Source organism: Paenibacillus macquariensis (assembly GCF_900156375.1).
GTDB classification, from domain to species: domain Bacteria; phylum Bacillota; class Bacilli; order Paenibacillales; family Paenibacillaceae; genus Paenibacillus_AQ; species Paenibacillus_AQ macquariensis.
Window position 1 is genome coordinate 137,722 of sequence record NZ_FTNK01000004.1, and the last position, 21,717, is coordinate 159,438.

The following is a 21,717-nucleotide window of genomic DNA, read 5'->3' on the forward strand; positions in this document are numbered from 1 at the left end:
CAACTTGGATGATAACAATGTAAATATAAGTGAAGAAGTAGAACAACTAGAGCAACAAGAACAACAACAGTCACGGTTTATAGTTACAGCAAATCATGGATTTGCTCCTTTCGCACAAGAAGAACTACGTCGCTTATTTGGTAGTGTCAAAAGTACGGTACTTATTTCGGGTGAAGTATTCCTGGTGAGTGTTGCATATACATGGAGTGAAGTCGCAAGCATGATTGCGAATCAAGCCCCTATTTTCGTACGCCATATTCAGCCCGTGGATATCGAGATTGGTGCTGATCAATTAGATGTTGGTGTGAGTGAATTGAAGTCCTATCTACTTCGCCAAGAAGAACTACAAGGTGCAAGTGTTTCACTTCAAGTTCGTAAGTCGGAACAAAGCTTAAGTGAGAAAAGTGCGGGTGCCTTGAGAGAGCAACTACTTGCAGAAATGGAAGAACTTCATGCGGAATTTACAGTTCAAGATGCGAAATGGATACTATCGGTATTTGTTTCATCTGATCATATCTATGCAGGTGTATCGCGTCCTCAGGATAACCTCTCCGACTGGAACGGTGGAGCTGTTCGTTTTCAACGAGAAGAAGGCCAGATTTCCCGCGCCAAATTCAAATTGTTGGAGGCAGAGAAATCCTTCGGTATTGATTTCTCAGCTTTTCGTCATGCACTTGATATAGGCGCAGCACCTGGGGGTTGGACTTCCTTCTTACTTGAGCGTGGAATGCACGTGACTGCGGTTGATCCAGCGAAGATGCACGAGTCATTAGTGAATAACTCGCAATTAAAGATTATGCGAAAGAATGCATCGGAAGTGAAGTTCCGTGATAACCAATTCGATCTGCTTGTCTGTGATATGAGTTGGAGTCCAAAACAAATGGTTAAGCTTGTTAAAGATCTACTCTATTGTCTGTCCCCGGGGGGAACAGCCATTGTCACGGTTAAGCTAATGCACAAGAAGCCAATGGCATTGATCAAAGAAGTGATTGCTTCATTTGAAGAGGATCAGATGCAACTACAATATGCTAAACAGTTGTTTCATAATCGCGACGAGATAACTCTTCATATGATTAAATATTAATTCGGTGAAGGGGGGTTAGTTATCTTTTGGAACAATATATCGTTTCGTTTATTACTGATGCGGAAGCTTTTTCACAACTCGTACGTGGTATTCCGGTTGAAGAATTGAATTATAAACCTACAGTTACGTCATGGAGCATAACGGAAATCATCGTCCATGTGGTTGATACTGAAATGATATTACAACACAGAATTAAAGCAATTCTGGCAGAAGATAACCCTATCATACAGGCTTTCGACCAGAACCTATGGGCAAGTGAATTACAATATTCTTCAAGGGATATTGAAGATCAATTAGCGTTGTTTGTGTTGTTAAGGAAAGTATTCGCTCCTACACTTAAGATCATTCGTGATGTAGATGGAGAGCGAGTTGGAACACACTCCACAGATGGATCTATACAACTTAAAGATATCGTTAAAAAGATGTCAACGCATCTGCAAGGGCATATTGAACAAATTGAGCGGAATCGTGCTGCATTTGTATTGCTAAAATAATCCTTTACAAGTCACTTTGAAATGATTTATAATAATCCCAAAATTAACCAATCAAAACAAACAGGGAAAGTATCCCGAAGAGTTCGAAGAATACGGTTTAGACCGGTTCTTTACTTTTCAGGGTACTTTCCTTTTTTTGTTGTGAAATGGAGGTGGAATGATGAATCAACGATTCTTACTTCTGAAAGGACATATCATTGGTGGAAGATACTTGATTCAATATGTTATTGGGTCTGGAGGCATGAGCCATGTTTATTTGGCCGATGATCTGAAATTGCCCGGAAAGCAGTGGGCAGTGAAACAGTGTTTTTCTTTTCCACAGCAATTCACCAACATCGAGGATGAAGCTGAATTATTAATTACTTTGAGTCATCCGAGACTTCCGAGAATTGTGGATTTCTTCCCACCGGATGTCAAAGGAAATGCCTATTTAGTGATGGACTATATTCAAGGCGTGACGTTGGAGAAATATTTGAGTAGTCGAAATGGAATCGTGAAGAATGATTTCATAATACAGCTAGCCGAACAAGTTCTTGATGTACTTGATTATCTACATAGACATGACCCTCCCATTGTATTTCGGGATCTCAAGCCATCCAATATCATGCTGACTTCACAATTAGAGTTACGCTTAATTGATTTCGGCATCGCTCGAAATTACAAGCAAGAACAAAATCAGGATACAGTCAAGCTTGGGACAGTCGGATTTGCAGCTCCAGAACAGTACGGTAGTGGTCAAAGTGATGCAAGATCTGACTTGTATGGATTAGGAGCTTTGCTCTTATATCTTGCCACAGGTGGGTTAGCTAGTGAATGGTCAGAGAGTGTTCACTCAGTCGTCCGTAGTGATTTCCCGAAAGAAATGATGCCTATCATACGTAAATGTTTGCAACAATCCCCTGCAGATCGTTATCAATCGGCAAATGACGTTAAGGTTGTGTTGATGAGTCATAAACAAGGTTCTCTTAGTCAACCTTCTAAAGGCACAGTAACGGGGCATATTGGGACTCGAGTGATAGCAGTTATGGGTGTGAGTTCAGGCGCAGGTACAACGCATACAGCGATTTGCACAGCTCATTATTTGGCTAGAAGCTTTAGTAAAGTAGCCATCGTTGAAATGAATCAGGAAGCTAACGCCTTTACTAGAATTCAGCAAATCGTGGAAGGGGAAAATGATTTAGTTCATCAACGGTCTCGACGTTTCTCGATAGAAGGCGTTGACTATTATCGTCAGACGGCAAGAGCCAATGTGATTGAATTGCTTGGAGGGAGCTACGATTGTGTCGTTATGGATTTGGGATCATATCAGGAGAATGATCGATTGGAAGAGTTCCTGCGTGCGGATGTTCCCATCCTTGTGGGTTGGGGTTCGGAGTGGAGAATGCAGGATATGGCAGAGGTTATCAGCTGTCTTACGAGACATCCTCAGAATAAATGGGTATATTGTCTACCTCTTGCGCCTCCGGATGCAGTACATCGTCTTCGTAAACAACTCAATACAGCTAAAGTTTATAGTGTACCCATGCATATCGATCCTTTTGATCGACGTGAGGAGATGGACCAACTAATGAGTCATCTCTTTCAAGGGATTGTTCCAGAAGTGGTGAAACGACGAAGATTTCGATTCGGATTAAGATAGCTAAATGATCAGAAAGGGGCCACTCAACCAATTGAAAATATGGATGTTTGCCGGTATGTGCGATAAAAGTGACGTTTTACTCTACCTGTGCACACTTCTATCATCTGCCAATCAGAAAGTGTTGTTAGTGGACGGAACAGATACACATAAATATTCACTGTACATTGGACAGTTAGACCGACCATTAGCAATTACTGAATTTATGAAATTTCATGTGGCAAGCGGGTTTACTTCACAAAAGGAACTTGAGATTCATTTACGAAAAGAAGGAGTAGATCAAGACAAATACGACTTTGTTATTTATGACATTGAGAATGCAACCTTCTGTTCAATAGATACATGGAATGTAGCTACAGCGTGCACTTGGAATATGGACTATGGTATTTGGTCATTTCATAAAGGTACTGAATGGATGAATGATTGGATACAACATAACCCCGCATTGACCGAGCTACTTTTTCAGAGAATCTATTTACTAACGGTAGATTGTTTATTGGATCATGTCTTTATGGATAGTTGCAGGGGAAGATGGCCAGTAAAGATGACAAATGAGTCCATCGTTATTCCTTGGGATGAGGTTGATACCACGTTGAAACTTGCGACGAAACATGTAAGGGAATTGCGGATTAAACCTCTATCTAGGCGTTACAAAAGAGTGCTTTGTAGATTAATTGAACAGTTAACGCCATTAGATCAAAGACAAATTAAGCGTGCACTACTACAAGTTGAGAGGGGAAACATATGAGTACAGTTGCATTTTGGAGTCCTTTACTAGGAGGGAGCGGAAGTACAGTTCATACCGCTTCTGTCGCTTCCATGATTGGAATGGAATATCGAGTACGTATGTTGCTGGGACATGGTGGGGCAGCAGGTGAAAGAGTGGAGGAGGCATTTCAGACGGGAAAAGTAGCGTTAGATCATTCGTTCATATCTATGAGTGATTGCGGTATGGATGCATTGGAGCGATTATGCTTGAATCGACGTCTTAACAAAGAAAATATTCGCGATTATACGATGCCCTTGCTCCCTGATAGGTTCGACTTTATTACTGGAAATGCCAAAAAGGAAGGTACACTTCCTGGTTATAGACCTTCGTTATTACCATCGATCCTCTCATGTGCAAATGAATATTATGATCTCGTGCTTATGGATGCGGGCTGTGGGTATGAAGATTTGGATACAAAGGGCGATGGTGCACTTCTTAATAATGCAGACCTTGTTGTCGTGAGTCTAACTCAAAATATTCAAGCCATAGAAGCTTTTTTCTCAGGTGGACAGCTACCTTCTGCACTTCAACATAAGCCTTACATCATTGTTGTTGGTAGATATGATCATCATTCACACTGCACATTACAAAATATGAAGCGGAGATTCGGATTCAAAGGCTCCATACATGGCATTCCGTATTCGACAGACTTATTAGATGCATGGAATATGAAAGCACTATTACCGTTTATACATAGAAGTCGACACATGAATAGTCACCACTCTGCGGCTCCATTCTTTGAAAGTATCCGGTCAGTGGCTAAGGATATTATGGAGCAACTTAACTTGAGCGATTCGTTCAAACGAATAGAGAAGGGCGCTTAAATGAATAAGAGGAAACAGTATAACAAAAAGTCTGTTCTATACGGTAACGAACTACGTTACAAGTTTGAGGGAGTGAGAAATATTGTCAAAGATTAGACAGAAAACAAAAAACTTGATTCTTGCAAGTCTATCTGGTGCTCTCGTTATGGGGACATTATCAGCAGGTGGGATTACATATTTAATTAAACAACAAGCCAAAGATGAGAAAACAATCCGTTTAGCCTATCAGGCGCAAATTGATGAGGCCGAAAAACGCCTTAAAGATCAAAATGCTGCAAAAAAAAGAGTGGTAGTCACTTCAAAGGAAATGAAGGCGGGAGAAAGTTTAACAAAGATGGATTTAAAGGTAATAGAATTACCTGAAAAAGATGTTCCTGAGAATATGAACGAAGGAATAGAAGATTTACTAGGAAAAGTCATAAAGATTGATGCTGGGGTAAATACGCCATTAATTAGCTCTATGCTCTTTGAGGAAGGAGTTACCTCGCAAGATCTTAGAATTCAAGAGTACAATGTGCTTCAGCTACCAACCCAACTTAAAAAAGGACAATTTGTGGATGTCCGAATCATGTTTCCAACGGGGCAAGACTTCACAGTCTTATCGAAGAAAAAAGTGAAGGATTTGTTTGGGACTACGGTATGGCATGAAGTAAATGAATTCGAAATTTTAGCGATGCAAAGTGCCATTGTGGATGCCTATATCCATGGCGCGAAACTGTATGAAATAACTTATGTTGATCCGTTTATGCAGGACAAATCTATTCCTAACTATCCAATAAATCTTAATGTATTAGATCTTATACAATTAGACCCAAATATTCTCGAGAAAGCTAAGAAATCAATGGATACTTGGGGAAGAACAAGAATGGAAAAGTCGATGTCAGAGATGAATGAGATGGATATCATTAAGGTGCAAAATGGTAGTACGATGCTGCAACAACAAGTATTAAATGATCAGATAGTACAACAACAAAAGAATCAAGGCATAACTAATGGTCAATCTGCACCAGAAACAGTTCCCAATATCATCGGTAACACTTCAGACAGTATTCCACAAAATGAAGCGGCAACGGAGCAACCGATCACTACAAATCATTCTGATGAAAAAGAATCCATTGTTCAACCTGTTCATTCTGGAGAGAAAGAAAAAGAAGTGTTTGAACAACCATTAATTAATCCATAGAGAAGGGGGGATAGCATTGAATACAACAATATTTTTTGGGTCGTGTGATATAAGCGATTTGCTTCAATATACGTGCAAAATATTATCGACGACGGGGAAACGAGTACTGCTTGTTGACAATACACTAGAACAGTATATCTATTATGGTTCCCAAATTCATCATGGTGAGTTGAAGCTAAGTGAGAATGATGGATTTGAAATAGCACATGGGTTTCATAAGCTATCAGATCTTGAGGTATTTCTCACAAAGATCGAAAAATATGATCAAGTTATCATTCATTGTACTGATCCAAATTTCCTCTCCAAATCAGATTTGCAAAAGTTCAATAAAAAGTACGTTGCAGTGAACAACGAACGTATTGTCCTTGAAAAGACAGTTGAGTTCTTGAATGAACTGTTTAGTAGTAAAGGAATAGGTGATGGACCCATTCAATTAACAAAACTAGTTGTGAATCAGGTCCCGTGTAACATAGCGGAAGACTATTTAGAATCTGTTCTGGGGAAATATCCAATCGCATGGTCTGACGAATCTTATGAGATGTTGTTTGACGAAATTGACTTCGTATCTAAAATTAACAATCAGCATAGTGGGCAGAACAATATTAATCGGTTGTCACGACTATTCAAAAAAACGCTAATTAAGTTGTCTGAGGAAATATCAGGGTTAGAGAAAAAAGAGATAAAGTCAGCTTTTAAACAAGCCAAAAGGAGGAAAATCGTATGGGGCAAATAGCTTTTTGGTCACCGGTTGGAGGGCAAGCCGGAATTACAGCTAATATGGGTGCGGTTGCAACTGTTATTTCCATGGAGTACATGACCACAACCTTAATGAGTCATACACAATGGGAAAAACCAACATTGGAATCTACATTTATTAGAAACAAAGTAATTAGTGAAGGCGAGATTAATTATTCTACTGCAGGTATAGATGCATTGGAACGATTGGTACGAAGTAACAAATTAACGCCAGAATTAGTTCGTGATTTTACAACTCCGATTCTAGCAAATCGACTCGATCTGATGACAGGAACGACTAAACCAGATGCTGAACTTTCCGAATCTATACCGGATGTCGTAAATAGCATATTCTATGCAGCGAAGCAATTTTATGACGTATCGCTCATTGATGTGGGGAATGGCTTGGACAATTCATTTACAAATGCGGTTCTACACAACTCGGATTTGATTGTTGTGAATTTGAATCAAAATCAATCTGTTTTAGAACAATTCTTTAATGAATGTGAATCCAACGAAATGATAAAGGATAAGGAATTTGTGATCGTTTTAGGACAATATGATCGAAATTCTAATTGTAACCTCGGGCATATCAAGCGAACGTTTAAATGTAATAAGCCGATGTATACGATACCTCATAATACGGGTTATATGGATGCTATTAATGATAGATTAGTCGTAGAATTCTTTCTCAAAAATAAAAATATTCGACCAGTGAATGTTAATTATCATTTTATGGAAGACGTTAGAAAATGTGCAAAGGGAATTCTCGTTGCTTCAGGAATAGACACAAAGACTTATAGCGAACGGGGGGCTTGAGTATGTTGACGAGTCAGTGGATCAATACATCCCTGATAGTCGTAATGGTCTTCGTGATCGGGGTTATCGTAATCTTTAAACTTACCGAAAAGAGAGAATCCAACAGCAAAGACCCTCATGATCTGGATAAGAAATTTACGATCCCAGCTATGGTCGAGTTCGTAAAAAAGGCACTAAATGAAATAACGACTTCCAACGTGGATATATTGGGTCTCTTATCTGAAGAAGAATACAATCGGCACATCAGTCAAAGATTACAACTGAAAAAGGCGTTAAAGGGTTCCACTTATGGTGACCGAAATGATAAAAACTATGTCAAAAGCACAATCTTTGATCTTCTTTATAAAAACTATGGATTAAATAGTGAGAATATCAATCTGGTCATTCCGTTCAATAACGGTAAACAATTAACATCTCAAGATAAATTTGAAATCATCATACATAAATACAAGAAGAAGTACGGTATGGATGCATTATCAAAAATGATTGATAACAACAATCTCGCAGAATTAAAAGAAATGATCGATGATCATCAATCGGAATCATATATCATAACGGTAGCAGAAATGGATGATGTATTTAACAAGGAACAGAAGAGTTTAACCTTCGAGGATATGCTAAGTATTGTTGTACAAAGGATTTATCAAGAATTCAAGGGATTTAGCGTGATAGATGACATTCGTGATATGCGTATTGATGGCGTGTCGGGTGGGGTATCTGGTATTCCTATCGATCAGATTGATCCAGACGATGATCTGATGATTAGTTCAAGTCAAACCAAGATGAAGTCCATACCTTTGGGTCACGACAGTGTGTGGATATTTTATAAAGGTAAGACCATTCATTTAGCCTTCCTCTCTTTCAATACCGAAGCTGAGTTAAAGAGAGTCTGCCAAAATATCTATCGATATAATAATCCCGGACAATTGTCAGATGCTAATGGTTTTAAAGTCAACGATATGAAAGATGGTTCTCGTGTTGTAGTGGTAAGGCCTAGTTTTTCAGAGTCTTGGGCTTTTTTTGTTAGAAAATTTGATACAGGATCTGCACATCTGGAAGAATTAATATCGGAGAAAGACACGAACCGTGTTTTAGTCATAACGCTCCTAATCTATTTGATCAAGGGTTGTAGAATTATCGGACTTACGGGAGCACAAGGTACGGGGAAGACGACACTATTGATGGCATTGGTCAGATACATTCACGCTTCTTATACCATTCGGGTACAAGAAATGACGTTTGAATTGCGTTTAAGGAAAATATATCACAATCGCAATATTCTATCCTTCAGAGAAACCGATACGATTACGGGCCAAGCGGGACTTGATCTTCAGAAAAAGACAGATGGTGTAGTTAACCTACTTGGTGAAATTGCTACTGACGTTGTAGCGGCTTGGATGATCCAAATGGCTCAAGTTGCGAGCTTATTCACGTTGTTTACGCATCATGCTAAGACGACAAAAAGTCTAATAGAATCCATTAGAAACTCATTACTCAAGACTGGAATGTTTACAAATGAAAAAATTGCAGAACAGCAGGTCGTTAGTGTATTGAATTTCGATATTCATATGAAGAAAGATCAGGATGGCAAGAGATACATCGAGAGAATCACCGAAATTGTTCCTCTTGATCTAGATACTGATTATCCAACAGACTATCGAGATATCTCTGATCCACAAGCGAAGATGGAATCATTTATGAACACAACAACTGAATATTTCAGAAGACAAACGGACCGGAAATTGTACGAGGCTAAGAATATCATCGAATATCGGGTGGGGGGATATGTGCCAGTGAATCGTATTTCTACTAGAAATCAGGAAGAAATGCTGGAATTCATGTCACCACGGGAGAGAAATGAGTTTATCGAGTTCACAGAAAAGAACTGGGGGTGAATGAGATGGATTTAAGATCGATAGGAATTGCTGTCCTGTTGGGTTCCATATCTTTAACTGTCTTTTTCTACATCTGGCTGAAACTGTTAACTAGAAGGGCTGAAAGAGACGGAACACAAGAGGTTATTAACTCATACGAATTATTAGCTGGTACCAATAAGCAGAAATGGAAGAGAAGACTTTCTCTATTCTTTCAAGATTCCTACATACTTCTCTTAAGGGTTCCGCTTATTCGAAGGTATGTTCTGAGAATAAGAAAAAGACTACAAGCGATTCATGCTTATGACGAACATACGATGCGACGTGAGACTATCAAAATTGTCTTTTCTACAATTAGTATTGTGTGCTTGGTAGTTATTATATTTATATTTGTAAATCAAGATTTCACTTTTATATTTATGGTTCTACTTGCAGCGTTGGTTGTGAATGGGATGTTGATTGATACATTTGTATATCGTGTTGAAGATCGCTTGCTCATTCAACTTGCGTGTTTGTTAAAAGATGTACGCCACAATTATCATCAGCACGGGATGATTGAAGAATCGATATTCGATTCAGCTGAGACTTCTTCTAATGAAGCTGCACTGCATGCTAGAAAAATACATGAAGTCCTAACATCCAATAACCCTGAAGAGAAGCTTGAATTATACTATGAATCTGCTCCCAACCGTTATTTAAAAGGGTTCGCAGGAATGTCCTTCTTAGTGCAAGAGTTTGGAGACAAGATCGTTAAAGAAGGTTCGTTATATTTAAATAATTTAAACAAGCTTACTGAAGAGATTAATTTGGAAATATTAAAAGGCAGGAAATTAAACTTTCTCTTTAAGGGGTTAACAGCCATTGCCGTAATCCCAATACTATTTACACAACCGATAGAAAGTTGGGCAAGTAATCAATTTCCTCTGATGGCAGCATTCTATACAAGTAAGATGGGGTTTTTAACCAAATTAATCATCTTTGGAGTGGTTCTTGGTTCGTATGTTCTTCTCAAAAAAATGCAAGATCAGCAGGAGGGGACATATGTTGCAAAACTTAGGAGAAACCCGTGGGAAAAACAATTGCTAAAGATTCCAGGAGTAGTATGGATCGTTGATCGTCTAACTCCGGCACGTAGAACGGGTGAACACTTTAAGATAAGTAGATTGTTGAAAGATGCTAATGCAGCTTATACAATCGAATGGCACTATCTTCACAAGTTATTGTTATGTCTTATTTTATGTGTTGGGATGTTGATGTCCTTCTCAACGATGCACTATATTGCAATTCACAATGTGATGACAGCTCCTACGAATAACACCAACTTGTTTGGAAAAATGTCGGTTGAAGAATTGCAGAATGCAAATCAGCTAACGGATTTCGACACCTTCATCATGAAGCAAGTAAAGGGGGTGAAGAATGACCAGCTACAAGACAACGTGGTGACGTTAGTCAAACAAGATGAAACGGTATCTTTTAACGAAACGTTACTTAACGCTACAACCATTCGGATTCTATCAAAAATACAAAAGGTTAACTCCGAGTACCTCAAATGGTGGGAGCTTCTAATTAGTATCGCGTTAGGTTGGATTGGATATCAAATACCCTATTGGATGTTGTTATTTCAGAAGAAAATCCGTGCTATGGATATGCAAAATGAAACGGATCAATTTCTTACAATCGTTGCAATGCTTTGTGAAATAGATCGTATGTCTGTTGAAGTTATCCTTGAATGGATGGAGAGATTCTCTAATATTTTTAAGGAACCATTACACAAATGTGTTCAGAATTTTGAAAGTGGTGCTGAACAGGCTCTGGAACAGGTCAAGCTGGATGCACCTTTTACGCCACTTGTTCGAATAATTGAGAGGCTTCAGTTATCAATTGCTAGAATCCCCATTAAGCAAGCATTTGACGATCTTGAAACAGAACGAAAGTTCTACTTCGAGCAAAGAAAACAATCTTATGAAGAAATGATTGAATCAAAAGCAGGATGGGGAAAAATGATAGGTTTTGCACCCATGTATGCCGTTATTTTTCTGTATTTAGTTATTCCATTAATTTATATGAGTTTCACACAAATTGGTGTCTACTACGAACAAATCAACAAACTTTAATTCGGTAATAAAAAATTAACCATACACATTAGGAGGAGATATGAAATGAATAACGCATCAACGGCTTTAAAAGTATCTGCAGGTATCTTTTTAACGATCGCACTGATCACGATTGTAGTAGTACTGTTTATCTCAGCACAGGAGGCAACCAAATCAGCTCAGAACAATTTCGCAGATATCCAAACGGAAATGTCTCAAGCATCGTTCACTGTTTATGACAACACGACAGTGTCAGGTAGCCAAGTTCTAAATGCTCTTCGGAAGTTCCAAGACAAAGGACAATTTGGTGTTGAAGTTAAAACAGGAAAAAATACAACGGGTTCTTGGTATTTCAAAAATATTAACACGATAGTACCCGCAGGAAGCTCTGGGTATGGATCTGTGACTACTACATCACCAGGAGGAAGCATCGCTTCTGCAAGTAATGAGTCTGAAATGGATTATGTGAATCCATCGGGTAAATTTGAAGCTAATGTTATTAAAGACAATAGTAATGTAATTCGAGGTATTACTTTTAAACAGAAATAATAGAACTCATCCATTACATAAGGAGATGTGTTATTTGCGTCTCCTTTTTGATAAAAAAGAAGGTGACTGTTATTGCAATTGAAAACAATAGTTCTGATGCCATAGGTCTTAGCTTTGCCGTCTCTATGTTTGTTGTTTCTCTAACACTATCGTTATACCTATTCTCAACGACAGGGGATACGATACAGCAAACCTACGAAATGAATAGTCGGTCTGATAATAATATATATTCTACGCTCAAGGTACCTTCGGATTATGTTGTAAGCGGAGCGGAAGTAAGACAATCTCTTTACACAATGAAAGAGATTGGCGTTGATATTGAAGTGAATGGTGTGATTTATTCCAAGTCGTTAGATCCAACTACACTGAATGTCTCGGTTATTGATCTAAATAAGAAATATTCACCTACATATGTAAGAGATAATAAAGGTGTACTAACCATGTTACGTTTTAAATAAAGGGGATGTTACGTCTTGTCGAATTCGGTTGCAACAGTGTTCGCTGTGATCATAGCGATTGTCCTTATCTTAATATTTCCTGTCTCAAGTGCACTGAACAAACAAGATGACATATCCGAAGTTGTAGTTCTAAATGCTGTATCTCATTTCGTAGATTCTGTTCGAGACAAGGGATATATAACACCTACCATGTATAAAGAGTTCGTAGATCAAATGGCTTTAACAGGGAATACCTTTGATGTTCAGATGGTTCATCGACACAAAAGATATGATCCTATCTATAGTAATGATGGTATTTTTCAAGATGGATACCAAGTCAATTATGAGGAATTCTTTAATGCTCAAATCAACGGGAAGATCTTTCCGAGAAATTCAAGTGAAACAGTAGATTCACCCAAAAGAATTTATAAATTTGCAGCGGGTGATTTTTTCGATGTTACCGTTAAAAACACAAACCGAACGATGGGGACATTGATGAATGACTTCCTTACAGGGGGGATTAACAAACCTAATGCAACCATTGTAATTCCTTATGGAGGCATGGTCCTCAATGAAGACTATAACTAAACTTGCCATACTTTCGGTCCTGATCCTTTTACCTTACTTTGTGTTCAATAATATTAATCTGGAACATCAACGAGAAACGCTGATTACAGAAATTAGATATAACAAGGCAATAGATACGGCGACACAAGATGCTGCAAAGGCGCTCTTAACTAATAGTAGTCAAAGAGACGAAACACAATATGAAAGTCTAAAAAAGGTGAAAATCAATAAAGAGGAAGCAGTACAAACCTTCTTACAAACGATGTATTTGAATTTCGGTGTTTATAATGATCCGGATGGACAAGGTGTTCTAAAAACCTACATTCCAGCGTTAGTTATTGTTGGATATGATGGCTACTATATGTATTCATGGGATGAATATACGAATGCAGCTGGTGAGAAAGAAGTCAAACATGTATGGAGTCCTAAAAAGCCATACGCTTATGCTGATAATACTGGGAATACATTTGCTTTTACTCTTGATGATTATGTAACGGTTAACAGAAATAGTGATCAAAAGTGGTTGGAAGGATTTCGGAGTGAAATAGCGTCAGAAGCTTCTATACCCTTATTATATGATTCTAATATCTTCGATCAAGTGCGGAGAACTTCAATTGTTCATGCCATTCAGCAAGACCTTCAATTTCAAATCAATAAATACAATAATTACGCTAAGCGTTACGGCGTAGCCTATACCTTTACATTACCTCTCATTAGCCAAGAAGAATGGAATAACACGATCAATGATGTTGGTGTGTTGGCTTTCGTACAGGGAATTCCAATGGGGGAGAAGTATTATAACAACTACGCTTTGGGAGGAAGTCGAATCGTGAAGAAACCAATATATAACGGGATGATTGCGAATGGACATAAATACTATTATTCTCGAAATTCCTGCGTGTCCTCTTTTACAACGGAGGAGGTGTTCACCACTGAGAGGGAAGCAGCAGCTAATGGATATATTCCTTTGGATTGCACAGTAGGAAACAGGAACTAAACTAGATGAAGCGAAAATTATACAATTTTATGTGGAAAAAGATTACAATTAAGTTAATAACTAAAGGGGGAACAAACGATGAAAAAGAAAACATATCTTGCAGTATTGGTAACAACAATAGCATTAGCGGGGCAATTCACTACGTGGGACAAGCCATCGATAGCGAATGCGGAATTGTCGGAAGATATGAATAAGGCTGTAAGTACCATGAATAGTACTGTGCAACTATCCGACATTTCGACACATTGGGCAAAAGGGGCAATCGACAAAGCCGTAGAACGTGGGTTTGCGAAAGGTTATCCGGATGGTACTTTCAAGCCGAATTCCAATGTAACGCGAGCGGAGTTCATTAAAATGACGGTAGAAGCATTGAAAATATCGGTTGATTCGACAACTACAGGTGGAACTTGGTATGACGCCTATGTAAATGCAGCTAAGAAAGCAAATTTATATGTTGAGTCTGATTTTAATTCAGGCAACTTGAATTCACAGATGACGAGGAAAGAAATGGCGCGGTTTTCTGCAAGAGCGATAGGGGAAAAGACGACAGATGATGCGAAGTGGATGTATTTAGCGACAAAGAAGGGCTTAATTTCGGGACTTGGAGCGGGTAAGCTTGGAGAATCTGACAACACGACTCGAGCACAATCCGTTACGATCATTGATCGCATATTAACAGTAAATGCCGGTGGAATACTTCCAATTGATAAGTATGCTGTAGCAAGTGCGGAAGTGGTTTGGCACGGTACTAATATATTTACTGTGATGCCTGAAGTGTTCACTACAAGTGATGAGTCTAAGAAAGCGAATGTGGCTGAATTATGGAAGAAAGAAAAGATGGTTATTAATTCAAAAGAGGGTGATTATCGAGGAGAAGTAGAATATGTTATTGCTATTGATTTAGCAGATCCCAATGATCCTAACTTAAAATTAGTGCCACCTATCTCTAGTTTGAAATGGCAAAATAATATTAGTTCGGAGACAACATTAGAAGGTATCCCAGTCTCGAAGTGGAAAGATAGCTATCTAATTTATTATAAATCTAAGGTGACTTACAAAAATAACACAATAAATTATGCACCTCGGAATTATGTTCCTCTTAACATCTCAGGAACATACGGAGATAGGAATGTATATGCAAAGGGAACGTTAAATAGACTCGCTCCTGTATTTAAGGATAAGCCCTCTGACCAACCAATGTATATACTACCCAAGCAGGGATGGACGCAAAATGCAAATTTATCCATTGCTATTTATACACCTGTATATTCAAATTATTACTTTATTAATCAACCGATATTATCTGTAACTGGACCGTTTTTCAAAAATTAAAGGTGGGTGTTTTGTTTGAAAGTTAGAAGAGGAGTCATATCCCTTGTTTTAGTATTCTCTCTATTTTTTTCAACACTTAATTCTTTATTTCCTATTCTTACTATAGCTGCATCTACGGAAACGCTATTTAAAACAGACGACATTAAATATACCCCATCTGATGCTTCTCTGTTGAGAAACTTTAGATCCGTCTTCTATAAAATACCAAGTATTGATACGAAACCTTTCAATTTAGATGCAGGTGCGGGTAAGATAATAACCAAAATATTAATAAAGATGGGGGGGGAAGAAGACCGAGAGATAATTGTAAACGCTCGAAAGTACAATAAATCGTTAACCTTTAGTGGAGAAGCCATCCCTTTCAAATCGGTTGATAATACGCCGAATGGTACTTGGATTGCATGGTCAAGAAGTATCGCGGGAACTAATTGGATTCCTGGTACCAGTACTGGATACGATTGGGATGTTTATCCTGGAGTAAGTTTACCAACTGGTAGTGAAACAATTGGTGGTGTAACAAAAGATAAATGGCCAGGTAAAAAGGTTTGGATGGATATACCGTATGGTAGAAATATGCAGTATCTAAGCATTGGACCTGTTGATTATGGTGCTTTTAGTACGACGTACCTTGATGATGATCCTATAAGATTAGCTACATTTAATCCATTTCTTATTAACCAAAACGTAAGAATAGACGATGCATCAACGGTGACATCAGTAGACGGACCAAGTGGAAAAACTGATCTGACTACGCATTTAATCGGGTTTACAGTACCTAACTTAAACACCGGTAAGATTAAATTCGACCAATCATATGATCACGAAGGTTTTAGGGTGCCATTAGGTGGTAATGGTGCTGCTGCGATGATGTACTATTTTGCGACTTACAAATATGATATCAAATCCTTTTCGTATCGATATCCATATCAATATGAAGTGTACACGATGGATGACGATGGCACTACGATCCCTGGTCCCACAGATCCCCCGCCGACCGGCGGGTGCACTGTCGCCGGCATTGATGCTCCATCTCAGGGGTCGGCTCCTCAATCGTCGGTCATGGACCCATCGGCTACGGGGGCAATTAAAGCAGATGATGGTAGTAATAGCCCCTACAATTTCGATGTAGGCAAAGGAATCCCTACGTCAGACAATCTATACGCTAATACGCTAGCGTTTAACTATCTGTATCAACATACATTTGGACAGATGAATGGAAAAGTCAATTATGAATGTAACGTCGATGTTGATTATATTCTGAAGTGGAAAGAAAAACAGCCTCCGACAACTGGACCTGATGGCAAACCCGTTACAGTAGCTGACAAAGACATGTCTGAGACTGAGTCGAAAACATATTCTTTCACATTCACCAAAGATTATACATACTGGGAAATCAAAAATTTAGAGCTGTATGGTATCGACAAATCTGTCATGAGGAACTATGCCTTACCCGGAGGGGAGGTAACACTTACCCCTTCAGGATATACGCCTCCTACACTGGCATCATTACATAGTGATACTGTAGAAGATCATGTTAAACCCCAAGAGGGCGCAACAATAACGTATACACCACCTGCGGTAGTAGGAGGGGCTACTAAGCCATCTCCCCCGGACGATACGAGTAGACTAAAGGGAATGGCTGAAAGTGGAACAAAAGATCCTCTTGTCAAGAACGACAAGGTTGATTTTAACGGTCAAAAAATTATGGATGATTCAGAAGTGAGTAAGACAGGTCCCACGCCAACTAAGATTCCAAATCCAACGATGATCAGTAACCGCGTCTTATACCAAGATGGACTTTTGATCTCAAATTCATTACTTAACAAACTTAATACTACGAGTACCGGAACAATCTACTATACATTGCTCCCTCAAAATATAGGAGGGGGATCTGATAAACCGTATCCGGTTAATGCCATAAATACAGTGACTGTGCATACACCTACCGTCATTTATGCGAATGCTTCGGATGATGCAGCGCATAACCAAAAGACTGCTCCTAATTATAGCCGCAGGGCATTTATACTAGACCGCAATTTCAAAGTCTATATGCCTACTAGTGGTCAACATCGGAATATTCCAGGTTATGGCGACAGGGATTATGCAAAATATATTAAAACCAAACAAGTGCGGTTTGAATTTGATGTCTATACATCAGATAAATCCACGTTCTATCCCAAGGATACTTGGATTACCATTCCCGTATCAGAGCTTGAGACGACATTTTTCTTACCCGTCTGGGTTAATGAGGGAGATTATACTGTGTATTTCAGATCCTTTGCTGAAAACGCTCCTGCATCCGGATTCACTACCGAATCCGAATCGAATCTTAACTTAGATAACCATGTCGCAACGGATACTGTACCGGTAGAAGTCATAGGTAGATTGTATGATTTCCATATCACGGATATTGCTGATCCAATTTGGGAAACGGTATTTCGATCAGCTAAGGGAAGCAGTACTTCTAAAGGCACTTCATATTCAGTAGGGACCAAAGGGATTGATGGAGCTACTAACGGAAAAGTTGCTCCGTATGTACTACCAATTCTTAGAGGAAGTCATCCTGTAGCAAGCTTCAAGACGATGACTGTTAAAACAGGGTATCACTTCAAATTCGATCTGAAGACGAAAGGAAACATGTTCGAGGATAAGGATGCTATTCGGGTAACTCCAACGTTTTACTTCCAAGATAATAGTGCGTCAACGTCTGCACGGCGAGTTGAAGTTGATCTCTACTATCATTCGGACACTAAAAAGTTTGTGAGGATCGGTTCTGCATCTGATGTGGAACGTCGAAATATCATACTTAATCAGCGCTTACGAAATGTACCAGTTACAGATATTGTGAACACTGCGGGATCGCTTTACGATATGAAGTTAGGGTGGACAATGACAAGGCCACAGTACTTAACGGCATATCAAAAAAGGTCAACAGAACAAACATATGTAGGAGGGTACGATATTCAATTGCTTCCTTCCCCTTTACGAACCTTCATTAATACGTTCGACAGGCCAGCAAATGCAACTGCTAGTCCAGCTAGAACGAATGCGTCGATTCAACAATGGTATGGTGAGTACAGTTTACCAGCTGCTGTCTATGCCGTTGCTAAAGGTACAGATTTAGCCGCGTATGGCAAAACGAATAAACTCGATGAAAAGTCACCGATTTTTTTTCGTAATGGTTATATTTCACTTAACTTTAATTTGGAAACGATTCGAAATGCCGATTTAAACAAACCACATCTGCAATATATTAATGGCCCGCTTGATAACCAGTGGTGGAACATGGAAGGATATGATGGTTCGGATGGCGTGCGAGACCGATTGATTACCGATCCGTATGGTGTGCAATACCTTCTTAAAGATGGCGATGTCGTTTTCTATGATGCTAACAAGTCATCTTATGATGATTACGCACCTAACGGGACGCACTAGTTAGCCAGCTGATTATTGTTTCTCTTTTATCCGAGTATTCTCTTTGGCCCTGTATTCTACTTGAATATGGGGTCTTTACATTTCTGAATTTCAAAAATAAAGGAAGTTCAGCTTACAGCGAGCATCCTATTTATGTTACAATATAATCTTGATGATATTTTTAATGTAAATAAAAGTGATTTTTATAATAGATAGGGGTTAAAGAGTAAAGATGAGTTTATTAACAGTTGAAGGTCTCTCCCATAATTTCGGGGGACGTACGTTGTTTAGAGATGTTACTTTTCGTTTGTTGGAAGGGGAACGTGTAGGGTTTGTTGGTGCCAATGGGGTTGGTAAATCCACATTGATGAATATTCTTACGGGTACACTTCTTAAGGATGAAGGGAAAGTAGAATGGACGCCTCGCGTTCGTTTTGGTTATTTGGATCAGCATACGAAGTTAACACCAGGAAAAACGATTCGTGATGTTCTTAAGGATGCTTTCTTGCCGCTTTTGTTACTTGAGCAGGAAATGAATGAGATTACGAACAAGATGGGTGAAGCAACACCAGAAGAATTAGAAGTGCTCCTAGAGCAAATGGGAGACATTCAAGAGCAGTTAGATATTGGGGATTTCTATTTGCTTGATGTTAAAGTAGAAGAAATGAGCCAAGGTCTAGGTCTTACTGCTATTGGTTTGGATCGTGATGTAGCATCATTAAGTGGTGGACAGCGGACGAAGGTATTACTTGCGAAGTTATTACTTGAGAAGCCGAACGTGTTACTGCTGGATGAGCCTACGAACTATTTGGATGTAGAGCATATTGAGTGGTTGACACAGTATTTGAAGAACTATCCACATGCCTTTATGTTGATCTCACATGACACGGATTTCATGAATCAAATCGTAAATATCATTTATCATTTGGAATTCTCCAAATTAACAAGATACACTGCCAATTATGAGAAATTCCTTGAAATGGCTGATATGACGAAGAATCAGCATGTTGATGCTTACGAAAGACAGCAAGAGATGATTAAGAAACAGGAAGATTTCATCGCACGTAATAAAGCGCGAGCTTCTTCGTCCAAGCAAGCGAAGAGCCGTGAGAAACAATTGGATCGATTAGATCGAATTGAGAAACCAGAGGAAGCTTCTAAGCCGACATTCAAATTTAAAGAAGCTAGATCAAGTTCTAAGACTGTATTCGAAGGAATTGATTTCGAAATTGGTTATAGTCACCCTCTACTTCCTAAGATGAATATGGTCATCGAACGTGGAGATAAGATCGCTATCGTTGGTTGTAATGGTGTAGGTAAGTCTACTTTGCTCAAAACCATTCTCGGTAAAATACCTACGTTAAGCGGAAGAACATACCTAGGTGAATATCTGCAACCAGCATACTTTGAGCAAGAATCGGTTGCTGGCAGAATCACACCTCTTGAGGACGTGTGGAATGAATTTTCAGCACTAACTCAAAGTGAAGTGCGTTCGCATTTAGCACGTGTGGGTCTTAAGAATGATCATATTACACGTCCTTTAAGTATGTTGAGTGGTGGAGAGCAAGCTAAAGTGCGGATATGTAAGTTGATGATGCGTGAAGCGAACTGGATTCTATTCGATGAGCCTACGAACCATTTAGATATCATTGCTAAAGCTGAATTGCAACGGGCGCTTAAGGAATTTAAAGGAACGGTAGTTCTAGTCTGCCATGAACCAGAATTCTATGAAGACTGGGTAACGAAAGAATGGAATGTGGAAGCGTGGGCTTCTAAGGTCAAGACTGTATAGTACGGAAAGGATGAATAAATAACATGTCCAATGATGAAATCCTACAGGAATTGCCATCAGATGCCTTGCACCGCTATTCGCGCCAAGAGCGATTTACACCTCTAGGAACGTCCGGTCAGAAGAAACTTGGACAAAGTCATGTTCTTATTGTGGGTTGTGGCGCATTAGGAACCTCTATTGCTGAGACTTTAGTAAGAGCAGGGGTTGGACATGTTACTTTAGCTGACCGGGATTATGTAGAATGGAGTAATCTTCAGAGGCAACAGCTTTTTAGTGAACAGGATGCGAAGGACCGTCTACCCAAAGCAGTGGCTGCTAAGCGTCGGTTAGAAGACATCAACTCGTTAGTTACAATAGATATTCATGTTATGGATGTTCGAGTGGAAGAGTTAGAGTCTCTAATTACGGATGTCGATCTCATTATGGATGGGACAGATAATTTCGATACACGCCTACTGATGAATGATATTTCACAGAAACATAATATTCCGTGGATTTACGGTGGTTGTGTCGGTAGTTACGGAATAACGTATACGATACTGCCCGGGGAAACACCATGTCTGAATTGTCTCTTAGGGGCCGTTCCTCTAGGTGGGGATACATGTGATACCTCAGGTATTATTCCGCAAGCAGTACAGATGGTCACTGCCAACCAGACAACGGAGGCACTTAAGCTTCTTAGTGGTCACCCAGAAGCACTGCGTCGTAAGTTATTATCCTTTGATCTATGGCGAAATGAATATGTCTCCATTGGGGTTGATTCTGCGAAGAAAAGTGATTGCCTTTCTTGTGGAGATCAAGCGACGTATCCGTATTTATCCGCTGCTAACTTAGAAAAGGTTGATGTACTCTGCGGACGTGACACCGTTCAGATTCGTCCTAGTCAGCGTCAATCTGTGAATCTTGAACAGTTAGCTGTTCGGCTCTCAAATCTTCAAGAAGGTAATGTAGAAAGTAACCCGTTTCTAGTATCGTACAGTATTGGTGCACACCGTTTGGTTGTTTTCCCAGATGGAAGAGCATTGATTCATGGTACGAAAGACATTGCTGAAGCTAGAACGCTGTATCATCGCTATTTTGGATAATTCAATTCAAATCAATCCATTCCTAATCATTAG

Annotated in this window: 18 protein-coding genes; all 18 read left to right on the plus strand. The window is 39.2% G+C overall.

Translation table 11 applies throughout. The annotated features are described in order from the left end of the window. The first annotated feature begins 4 nt into the window (after window positions 1-4). Window positions 5-1,084: an SAM-dependent methyltransferase gene (locus BW961_RS09155; RefSeq protein ID WP_068585639.1), complete on the plus strand. Its 1,080-nt coding sequence runs from the start codon at window positions 5-7 to the stop codon at window positions 1,082-1,084. Between the two features lie 26 nt (window positions 1,085-1,110). After that, the gene (locus BW961_RS09160; RefSeq protein ID WP_068585636.1) at window positions 1,111-1,578 is read left to right on the plus strand and encodes a DinB family protein; all 468 of its coding nucleotides are present in this window, start codon (window positions 1,111-1,113) and stop codon (window positions 1,576-1,578) included. 157 nt (window positions 1,579-1,735) lie between these two features. After that, a complete protein-coding gene (locus BW961_RS09165; protein ID WP_170878547.1) occupies window positions 1,736-3,217 on the plus strand; it encodes a serine/threonine-protein kinase in 1,482 nt (493 codons plus the stop codon). Between the two features lie 31 nt (window positions 3,218-3,248). Further along, entirely contained in the window at window positions 3,249-3,962 is a 714-nt protein-coding gene (locus BW961_RS09170; RefSeq protein ID WP_068585629.1) for a hypothetical protein, read from the plus strand. Then, the gene (locus BW961_RS09175; RefSeq protein ID WP_068585626.1) at window positions 3,959-4,807 is read left to right on the plus strand and encodes a CpaE/TadZ family protein; all 849 of its coding nucleotides are present in this window, start codon (window positions 3,959-3,961) and stop codon (window positions 4,805-4,807) included. Before BW961_RS09170 ends, BW961_RS09175 begins: the two co-directional genes overlap by 4 nt. Window positions 4,808-4,889: 82 nt before the next feature. Then, complete coding sequence (locus tag BW961_RS09180) at window positions 4,890-5,990, plus strand: CpaB family protein (RefSeq protein WP_068585623.1); 1,101 nt, start codon at window positions 4,890-4,892, stop codon at window positions 5,988-5,990. 16 nt (window positions 5,991-6,006) lie between these two features. Next, window positions 6,007-6,723, plus strand: a complete 717-nt coding sequence (locus tag BW961_RS09185) for a hypothetical protein (RefSeq protein WP_068585620.1) — start codon at window positions 6,007-6,009, stop codon at window positions 6,721-6,723. Continuing rightward, on the plus strand, window positions 6,711-7,544 hold the full coding sequence (locus BW961_RS09190; protein WP_068585616.1) for a CpaE/TadZ family protein: 834 nt from the start codon (window positions 6,711-6,713) through the stop codon (window positions 7,542-7,544). Before BW961_RS09185 ends, BW961_RS09190 begins: the two co-directional genes overlap by 13 nt. Window positions 7,545-7,546: 2 nt before the next feature. Then, on the plus strand, window positions 7,547-9,439 hold the full coding sequence (locus tag BW961_RS09195; RefSeq protein WP_068585613.1) for a P-loop NTPase family protein: 1,893 nt from the start codon (window positions 7,547-7,549) through the stop codon (window positions 9,437-9,439). A gap of 5 nt (window positions 9,440-9,444) precedes the next feature. Next, on the plus strand, window positions 9,445-11,532 hold the full coding sequence (locus tag BW961_RS09200; protein WP_068585610.1) for a hypothetical protein: 2,088 nt from the start codon (window positions 9,445-9,447) through the stop codon (window positions 11,530-11,532). A 45-nt stretch (window positions 11,533-11,577) separates the two neighbouring features. Continuing rightward, complete coding sequence (locus BW961_RS09205) at window positions 11,578-12,060, plus strand: ABC transporter permease (protein ID WP_068585608.1); 483 nt, start codon at window positions 11,578-11,580, stop codon at window positions 12,058-12,060. Window positions 12,061-12,107: 47 nt separating this feature from the next. Then, the gene (locus BW961_RS09210) at window positions 12,108-12,518 is read left to right on the plus strand and encodes a hypothetical protein (RefSeq protein WP_068585604.1); all 411 of its coding nucleotides are present in this window, start codon (window positions 12,108-12,110) and stop codon (window positions 12,516-12,518) included. A 15-nt stretch (window positions 12,519-12,533) separates the two neighbouring features. Then, a complete protein-coding gene (locus BW961_RS09215) occupies window positions 12,534-13,085 on the plus strand; it encodes a hypothetical protein (protein WP_068585602.1) in 552 nt (183 codons plus the stop codon). Further along, on the plus strand, window positions 13,069-14,061 hold the full coding sequence (locus tag BW961_RS09220; protein WP_068585599.1) for a hypothetical protein: 993 nt from the start codon (window positions 13,069-13,071) through the stop codon (window positions 14,059-14,061). Before BW961_RS09215 ends, BW961_RS09220 begins: the two co-directional genes overlap by 17 nt. Window positions 14,062-14,139: 78 nt before the next feature. Next, window positions 14,140-15,393 (plus strand): S-layer homology domain-containing protein, encoded by a 1,254-nt coding sequence (locus tag BW961_RS09225; protein ID WP_068585597.1) that lies wholly within the window; start codon window positions 14,140-14,142, stop codon window positions 15,391-15,393. A gap of 15 nt (window positions 15,394-15,408) precedes the next feature. Next, a complete protein-coding gene (locus BW961_RS09230; RefSeq protein WP_244555910.1) occupies window positions 15,409-18,828 on the plus strand; it encodes a DUF5704 domain-containing protein in 3,420 nt (1,139 codons plus the stop codon). 211 nt (window positions 18,829-19,039) lie between these two features. Continuing rightward, entirely contained in the window at window positions 19,040-20,599 is a 1,560-nt protein-coding gene (locus BW961_RS09235; protein WP_068585594.1) for an ABC-F family ATP-binding cassette domain-containing protein, read from the plus strand. 23 nt (window positions 20,600-20,622) lie between these two features. Then, on the plus strand, window positions 20,623-21,684 hold the full coding sequence (locus BW961_RS09240; protein WP_068585591.1) for a MoeB/ThiF family adenylyltransferase: 1,062 nt from the start codon (window positions 20,623-20,625) through the stop codon (window positions 21,682-21,684). Window positions 21,685-21,717 lie beyond the last annotated feature (33 nt).